Genomic DNA, 8818 nt, shown 5'->3' on the forward strand with positions numbered 1-8818 from the left:
TATGTATAATATGTCATAATAATTATGTATTGTATTGTTTTTCGGTATACATTAAAACAAAAAATCTCCAGAACAACTGGAGATTTTTAATAAAAATATTGAATTTTTCATTTTCTATATACAACTACACAAAATAGCTAAATCATCAACCCACCATACCAAAATAACTTTAGTACATTATAACGCCATTGTTCAAATTTTTCTTCTTTAGAAGAAAAATCTTCCAATTAGCGTTTCAACGAGCTAGGAGATATGCTCGCCAGCTGTTGTAGTTTGTTTTCCCCCACCTAAATAGGAAGGGGACACCTTAAAGCTCGTTATAACGCCTCAGATGGAACCAGATTGCTTTTTAGTGTCATTTCACTACGCCCCTTAAAAATTCCACCATCATCAATCTTCAGTGATCCAACCTTGACATCACCAATAAGCTGACCAGTAGACTGTACAGAGAGACAGTTTTCAATAGTTGCATTTCCCTCAACACGGCCTGACACTACAAGATCATCTGCATTAATATCGCCATGAACATCACCGGATGGGCCAATAACTACACAACCTGAAATCGATATGCTGCCTTCCACATTACCATCAATCCGCAAATTACTGCTTCCTGATATTTCTCCCTTGATAACAGTATTGTTACCAATAATAGTCTCAATATCATTGTTGTGTGCATTATCAAACTGTTTTTTTACTGACCCAAACATAAAATGACTCCTTTACCTCATATAAGCTGCAGGATTCACTGCCTGCCCATTAACCCGAACCTCATAGTGCAGATGAGGACCTGTACTATATCCTGTACTTCCCATATACGCAATAATCTGCCCCTTCTTTACGGTCTGGCCGGCACTGACCACTACCTGCTGTGCATGCCCATATCGCGTCATGATACCATTTCCATGGTCAATATCAACCATATTACCATAGCCACCGGAATTCCAACCGGCTACTGTGACAACACCATCCGCTGCTGCCATAATAGGAGTCCCGATATCGTTTGCTATATCAATACCTGGATGAAAATCACTTCCATTCCAGCGCAAGCCATAAGGTGAACTTACATCTCCACTGGCTGGCCATATAGACGGTGTAGCTGCAGCTGCACTTTCCTGATAGGAAACAATCTTATGCTGCTCCCGCAACATATCCCGCAACTTCAGAAGACTTGCTCTACGATTATTTACCCTCTGCTCCACATCATCTAATGCAAAGCTAACATCCTGAACAGCTAACTTTTTTATTGGCCCACCCTGACCATCATGCTTGACATCATCTGAATTATCTACCGGTACCTCATCAGCTATACCTGATAGCTGTCTTACCTCTTTTTCTACCTGGCCCAACTGTTCTATTTCATTCTGTAAGTCATTGGCCTTTTTGGAAAGCTCCAATAACTGCTCCTGCTGCTGAGAATTGGCTTCTCTTAATTTTTCAATCTGAGACGCCTCATTACGCAGTGAATAACTGCTATATACAGAATAGCTGAAGGCACCTGCCAATAACAGCAAAACCGTAAAAACAGAGGCTGCTGCTACTTTAATCCACAATATAGGCAAGTGTATACTATGAACATCAGAACCCTGATGAGGTATAATCTTGATAGTGTACTCCCGGCTATCTACACTATTGCCCTTCTTATCCAAGAATAAAATCCCCCAAACACTAAAAAGCACTTATAACGCTTATTATTCATATCAGCGTTTCAACGGGGCAAAAGGTATGCGCACAACCAGTTATCACCATTCCGCCCTCCCACCTTAAGAGGACGGGAACAGCTCTTACCAGTTATAGGTTACTGCCTCCCAATTATAAAGAAAGGAGACATCTTGAACCCCGTTTTATTTCATATATATTATCTAAATGTTCTGTGTAACAATTATCTGTCATTTCATGACAAAAATGAAAATTAATTCCATCCTTCATGGTCGTTACATTATATCATATAATCCACAGGGAAGTAAAATTATTATACTCCTATTTAAATCATTTGTCCGCAGGAAATAATTCCTATTTATTTTAAAAGCTATTAGTTTTAAATACAAAAAAATATATACTTTTACCTTTATTTTTTTATACACATTATAGTTTTTTATAAATTTAATAATGTCATAATTGTTTTTATAAAATCTCTTGTTACATAAAAAACAGCTGTCTCCTTAAAAGAGACAGCCATATTAAAAATTCACTCATTTAATCAATCGTTATCAGGACTGCCTCATGGCCTGCCTTAATGCATCTGATTCCTCATCAGTCAGCGGATAGGAAGATTTACCCTCTGTAACAGGTTTAACATAGCTCCTTGAATCCTCCCGACCAAAAATACTGGACATAATTACACCATTATTATCTGAATCCAACATAGCAACAGCATAACTCAAATCACTGCCCATATCCTCAAAAGCTCTGAATCTCACCACTGCAACCTTGGTAATAGCCTGCTGTAGCAGCGCCTTAATATCCTCTATGTCCTTTTTTATTTGCTGATTTTCCTTTCCCACTTCAGCAGCATCATCTATACATCCGATAATCATACGCTCAAGATTTGCACCATCGACTCCGGTCATCATCTTTTTATAACGTTTTTTCATATAATTAATGTTATAAAAAAGATTTATCATCAATACATACATAATGATCATCATGATGACCAAAACAGTAACTACATAACTTAGATTATTTACAATAAACTTCATCAAATCAGTATTTTCCATTTACATAAAACTCCCTTAATTTTATTAGACACTAAATTTCCCCTTGGTGGAATATTCCCTGAGCTTTGCTAATTTGGTGGCATTATCCTGCATTGTTACTTTATCCGCTATTAGTGTCAAAATTCTTTCAAGCTCCTCCTGAGAGCTCAACTCTATTTCTAATTTTTTCCTTTTCCCTGATCCTTTTATCCGAACTGCTGTTCCAAAAAACATCTTCAGCTTATCTTCTGCTTCCAGAAGGTATAATGTGGCTGGATCTGTATCATGCCCCTTAGGATCAGACTCTTTTTCCTCAAAGAAATCGGGATGCTTAACAATCTGTTTTACCAATGCTTCCACTTTTCGGACAGATAAATCGTTACTTATTATAAATTCTGCAGCCTTTTCCTGCAAGCTATCTTCCTCAATAATCAACAAGGGCTTGGCTTGCCCCATAGAAAGCTCATTATTAATCAGTTTTTTCTGCACACCAGGTGCCAGCTTTAACAGTCTCAGGAAATTTGCAATATGAGAACGACTACGCCCCACCTTTTTGGAAAGCATATCCTGCGTCAATCCATAATCTGTGAGCAAGTGGTGATACGCATGAGCTTCTTCAACAGGATTCAGATTCTCGCGTTGAATGTTTTCTATCAATGCGATCTCTGTCATTTGTGCATCGTTATATTCTTTAATAACAGCTGGAATTACCTTTTGTCCGGCTAGCTTTGATGCCCTCAATCTACGCTCTCCGGCAATTAATTCAAACCCTTTTGGAGTTTTTCTCACTAAGACAGGCTGCAAAACTCCATATTGTTTGATTGATTCCTGCAACGCTTTTAAAGCATCTTCATCAAACTCACTTCGAGGCTGATGTGGATTGACAGTTATTTTACTTATATCAATTTCCTGAATGCTTACATCTTCATCACTCGGAGATACTGGCTGCACCTTTTTTTTATCATTTTTACTGTTCTGTAATGGCTCAGGCAAACCAAAAGCCCCTAAGCCTCTTCCAAGTCCACTTTTTTTCTTAGCCATGATCTATTACCTCCTGTGCCAGAGCCATATATGCTAATGCACCCTTCGAAGAAGGATCATACGCAAAAATCGGGCATCCATAGGAAGGTGCCTCACTAAGTCTTACATTTCTTGGAATAGTTGTTTGATAAACCTTGTCACCAATATGATTGCGCACCTCTTCTTCCACCTGTTCAGACAAATTTGTACGGGAATCATACATCGTCATTAATACACCTTCCAATTCCAGGGAAACATTCAGCTGATTATGTATCATATCGATGGTATTAAGTAACTGTGACAAGCCTTCCAAAGCATAAAATTCGCACTGTAACGGGATTAAAACAGAATCAGCAGCTGCCAATGAATTCAATGTAAGAAAACCTAATGACGGAGGACAATCAATTATTATATAATCGTATTGATCCTTTATGCCATCAATTGCATTTTTTAATCTGTATTCTCTGCCTTCACCATCAACCAGCTCCACCTCTGCTCCGGCCAGGTCAATTTGTGATGGTGCAATATCAATCTTGTAATCTGTCGCCAAAATTATATCCTTGATTGCCCACCGATCAATTATTACATTATATATACTGCTGTTAAGCTCTTTTTTATCTATACCAAAACCACTTGTTGCATTCCCCTGAGGATCGCAATCAACTAATAATACCTTTTTGTTTTTTTCTGCCAATGCAGCACTTAAGCTTACAGAAGTAGTGGTCTTGCCTACGCCACCCTTTTGATTTGCAATAGCAATTACCTTACCCATTTAGTCACCGACCTTATTTCACTAATAAAATTCTCGTCATCTTTTATGGTTACATTCTCTCATTGATTAAAAAAAGAGGCCTTTTTTAATCCCACCATATATTGTACCATTAATAACTTTTTTTTTCGATATCCAAAAGTAATTGTTTTTATATTTTCTTCATAATATAATACAAATTGTTTCACGTGAAACAATTTGTATTGAAGAGGTGATAATATGCCAATCTTTAATTCTCAAATATTAGATATTGACCGCAAGGAAGCTAAACGCTATGCCGGACTCCAAAAATCAAACTTTGATGATAAAATAATAGATGAGGCATGCGAGTTGGCAAGACTGATAATCAATCCAAGAGGGATTTGGGAACAATATGATTATGATGAAATATCTCAAACAATAAAGGCTTCGCCTGAATTTCAGCTTAAGGGAAATTCTATAAAAAAGCATCTAACGGGATGTAAAAAAGTAATACTGATTGCTGTAACAGTAGGAATTGAAATAGAAAATAAAATAACCTCTTTATTTAAGGAAGGAAAATATGGCTTATCACTAATTTTAGATGCTGCAGCTACTGCTGCTGTGGAACAAAGTGCAGATCAAATGGAAAAAGCCATTAAAAATCAGGTGGTAAAACAAGGATATAACATGAAATGGCGGTTTAGTCCGGGCTATGGCGATTGGCCAATTCAGCAACAACCAGAAATAGTAAAGGCAGTACAAGCAGAAGCAATTGGCATATCCCTAACAGAATCAATGATGCTGGAACCCAGAAAATCAATTACAGCATTAATAGGATTATATGAAGAAGCTAACGAATGCATCATGGATATCAGCAACAAAGGCTGCTCATCCTGTAACAAAACAGATTGTCCTTCCAGGGTAAAAACTTGAAAACAAAACAGACACAAAGTATACTGACATTAGTAATTAAACCACAGTAAAAATATATTTTACTTGCCTTACTAATATAGAATAAAGAATATATTGTGCTATTTTTACTATATTAATTGTATTAAAAAGGATTGATTTTATGATTCATATATTTGATGGAGCAATGGGGACAATTTTACAGCAGCAGGGTCTGTTGCCATCCGGATACTGCCCGGAACTGCTATGTATAGATAACCCCGGGGCTCTCACAGCAATTCACAAAAAGTATGTGGATGCAGGAGCAACTATAATAGAAACCAACACCTTTGGTGCATCTCCGATTAAATTAAGCCACTATAATTTGGAGAATAAAACCCGTGAAATAAACATAGCAGCAGTAAAAGCCGCTAAAGTTGCGGCAAAAAACAAGGCAAGGGTAGCTGGCAGTATGGGCCCTACCGGTAAATTCATAAAGCCACTGGGAGACCTTGATTTTGAAGATGCCTATGAAAATTATAAGCTTCAGGCAGCAGCATTATATGAAGCTGGTGCCGATTATATAATCATAGAAACATCTATTGATCTACAGGAGATGCGCGCTGCCCTGTTAGCAGCAAAGGATGTTACTACCCTACCTGTAATATGTCAGCTTTCCTACAGTGAGGATGGTAGAACTGTAACAGGTACTGACCCGCAGACTGCTGCCATTACACTGGACAGGATGGGTGCCGACATAATTGGTGTAAACTGTTCCCTTGGACCGGAACAGCTTGTTCCAATTGTAAAGATGCTCTCTGAAAATACAGAAAAACCCATCAGTGTCCAGCCAAATGCCGGACTTCCTCAACTAATTAACGGAAAAACAACTTTTCCTATGGGCCCTGAGGATTTTGGGAAATGGGCTCCTCACTTAGTGCAGGCAGGTGCGACCTATATTGGTGGTTGCTGTGGTACAACTCCGGCACATATAGCAGCGCTAAAAGAATCACTAAAAGACTGTAAGGAGCCTGAATTTAAACCATTGCGCCGTCGGCTCATGCTGACCAGCCGAAGCAAAACCGTGACAATCGACAAAGAACTACCTACGGTATTAATTGGCGAGCGTATAAATCCAACGGGGCGTAAAAAGCTTGCCGCTGAAATCAAGGAAGGGTCCTTTCTCTCCGTCAAAAAAGAAGCCATCGACCAGGTTAAAGTCGGGGCACAATTATTAGATATTAACATGGGTGTTGGTGGAATTAACCAGGCACAAGCAATGAAAAAAGCAATTACCGAAATTTCTCAGCTTACTGATGCCCCACTAATTATTGATACTAGTGACCCAGAGGTATTGGAAGCTGGTCTTAGGGCATATCCCGGAAGAGCATTAATCAACTCAGTAAGTGCAGAAAAAGAACGACTGCGCACATTTATTCCCCTGGCAAAAAAATATGGTGCTGCAATATTATGTCTTCCATTAACTGATGAAGGAATACCAAAAACTGCTGCAGACCGTATCTCTGTAATGGATACAATACTTGATGCTGCAAAGAAAGCAGGATTAAGGGATGGTGATTTCCTTCTTGATGCTCTTGTAATGACTATTGCAGCAGACCAATATGCCTGCAATCACGTTCTTGATACATTAAAAATGTATCGCACCAAATACGGATATCCTTCTACAATGGGATTGAGCAATATTTCTTTTGGGCTCCCAAATCGTCCCCTGATGAACAGCACCTTCTTTTCCATGTGCCTTGCAGAGGGATTAGATGCACCTATTATGAATCCATATGATGATCAAATGCAAAATGCTCTTTTGGCAAGTATGGCACTCTTGGGAAAAGATCCAAACGGAATAGCTTACAGTAAAAATGAAAACAACCTTACAGCACCAAAAAAAGCTGCCATTGCAAAGCATACACAGCTATCTCCTGTTGATGCCGTAAAACAGGCAATAATTGACGGTGATACAGATGCTATTCCGGAGCTTATAGAAAATGCACTTAAGGATAATATAGATCCTACAGAGTTAACAGAAAAGGCACTAACTGCCGCAATGAATGATATTGGGGTTGATTTTGGGGCTGGAAGGATATTTTTACCACAGGTTTTACTCTCTGCAGAAGCAATGAAAAATGCCTTTGATGTTTTAAAAGTCAAGTATCCTGCAAAGGAAAACAATGAAAAGGGAACTGTAGTCCTGGCAACTGTCAAGGGGGACATACACGATCTGGGAAAAAATATCGTTGGCGCTCTTTTGGAAAACAGTGGATTCAAGCTAATTGATCTGGGAAAGGATGTTCCTGCAGAAGAAATCGTTGCAGCTGCCATAAAAAATGATGCAGATATTGTAGGCTTATGCGCCCTTATGACTACCACGATGACAGAGATTGACGAGGTAATTCGTCAGTTAAACAAAGCAGGTTCACCATCAAAAACTATGGTAGGAGGAGCAGCACTGACACAGGATTATGCAGATGAAGCAGGTGCGGATTATTATGCCAAGGATGCTGTTATAGCCCTTAACATAGCTAATGAAATAATAAAAAAATAGAAATGTTTCACGTGAAACATTTTCTTTTACCTAAATATTTAATTAAAATCATGAATACTATTATATTGAACCATTAATGATTTTATGCTAGACTAAATTATATATTTTATTAACTCATATTATCAAGGGAGATGAAAAAATGGGAAAATTTTGTTCTAATTGTGGTGAGCAGGTAGATGACCATATTACCTTTTGCCCAAATTGTGGACAGAAACTCGATAACGATATGCCGGCAGAGCAAGAATATCAAAGCAACCCAGCAGTACCACCTATCCAGTCGAGTACAGCTCCACAAATGAATAGTCAAAACAATTATCAACCATATGGTCAGCAACCTAATAATTACCCACCTTATAATAATCAGGGTAATGCCTATCAAGGTAATAATTTCCAGGATCCTAATGCTGTATACACAGGTTTGGCTGAAGCATTTAAATGGACTACATATCACGGCCGTTTAAATAGACAGAGATATTTCCTGCGGGGTCTGGCCATCGGTTTTGGCAGTGGATTAATTTCTGGATTCCTTGTTGTCTTCCTCTCTTTAATTGGATTCTCTGAAGATGCTGCCGTAGTATTTGGATATTTAATATCTTTACCACTGATAGTATTATCCTTCTTTAACTCTATAAAGCGTGCTCATGATTTGGATAAGTCAGGTTGGTTAACTCTCCTGTTCTTTATACCATTTGTTAATATAGCAATTGCTCTTTATTTCCTTTTTGCAAAAGGAACATATGGTCCTAACAAATATGGTGATGATCCATTGGGTATGCAATAATTAAAAAAAAGGGGCTGTCGCACTAAGAAATTAGTCGGCAGTCCTTTTTTGTACAAAAAAATAAGAACGCAGTCTCGCAAGACCACGCTCTTGGTGTAAAATATAAGTATGCACAAACAAAATATTTTACGCAACAATTATATGAC

Annotated in this window: 8 protein-coding genes; 3 read left to right on the forward strand and 5 right to left on the reverse strand. The window is 38.2% G+C overall.

Going from position 1 to position 8818, the window contains the following annotated elements; all coding sequences use genetic code 11:
- Positions 1–317: 317 nt before the first annotated feature.
- The 5 genes from K6C05_RS09825 to K6C05_RS09845 form a co-directional block, all read right to left on the reverse strand.
- A complete protein-coding gene (locus tag K6C05_RS09825; protein WP_296734221.1) occupies positions 318–707 on the reverse strand; it encodes a polymer-forming cytoskeletal protein in 390 nt (129 codons plus the stop codon).
- A gap of 12 nt (positions 708–719) precedes the next feature.
- The gene (locus K6C05_RS09830) at positions 720–1646 is read right to left on the reverse strand and encodes a M23 family metallopeptidase (RefSeq protein ID WP_296734224.1); all 927 of its coding nucleotides are present in this window, start codon (positions 1644–1646) and stop codon (positions 720–722) included.
- 561 nt (positions 1647–2207) lie between these two features.
- The gene (locus tag K6C05_RS09835) at positions 2208–2714 is read right to left on the reverse strand and encodes a DUF4446 family protein (RefSeq protein WP_296734228.1); all 507 of its coding nucleotides are present in this window, start codon (positions 2712–2714) and stop codon (positions 2208–2210) included.
- 24 nt (positions 2715–2738) lie between these two features.
- Positions 2739–3734, reverse strand: a complete 996-nt coding sequence (locus tag K6C05_RS09840; protein WP_296734230.1) for a ParB/RepB/Spo0J family partition protein — start codon at positions 3732–3734, stop codon at positions 2739–2741.
- The gene (locus K6C05_RS09845) at positions 3727–4485 is read right to left on the reverse strand and encodes an AAA family ATPase (RefSeq protein WP_296734232.1); all 759 of its coding nucleotides are present in this window, start codon (positions 4483–4485) and stop codon (positions 3727–3729) included. The genes K6C05_RS09840 and K6C05_RS09845 overlap by 8 nt, the downstream gene beginning before the upstream one ends.
- 216 nt (positions 4486–4701) lie before the next feature.
- Between K6C05_RS09845 and K6C05_RS09850 the strand changes: the two genes are divergently transcribed.
- The 3 genes from K6C05_RS09850 (at position 4702) to K6C05_RS09860 (ending at position 8672) form a co-directional block, all read left to right on the forward strand.
- Positions 4702–5376 carry a vitamin B12 dependent-methionine synthase activation domain-containing protein gene (locus K6C05_RS09850; RefSeq protein ID WP_296734234.1) on the forward strand — a complete coding sequence of 225 codons (675 nt, stop codon included), beginning with the start codon at positions 4702–4704 and terminating at the stop codon, positions 5374–5376.
- A gap of 139 nt (positions 5377–5515) precedes the next feature.
- Positions 5516–7891 (forward strand): homocysteine S-methyltransferase family protein, encoded by a 2376-nt coding sequence (locus tag K6C05_RS09855; protein WP_296734236.1) that lies wholly within the window; start codon positions 5516–5518, stop codon positions 7889–7891.
- A gap of 139 nt (positions 7892–8030) precedes the next feature.
- Positions 8031–8672: a DUF805 domain-containing protein gene (locus K6C05_RS09860; protein ID WP_296734240.1), complete on the forward strand. Its 642-nt coding sequence runs from the start codon at positions 8031–8033 to the stop codon at positions 8670–8672.
- Positions 8673–8818 lie beyond the last annotated feature (146 nt).

It is taken from the genome of Anaerovibrio sp., from assembly GCF_024697385.1.
In the GTDB taxonomy this organism is placed as follows: Bacteria; Bacillota; Negativicutes; order Selenomonadales; family Selenomonadaceae; genus Anaerovibrio.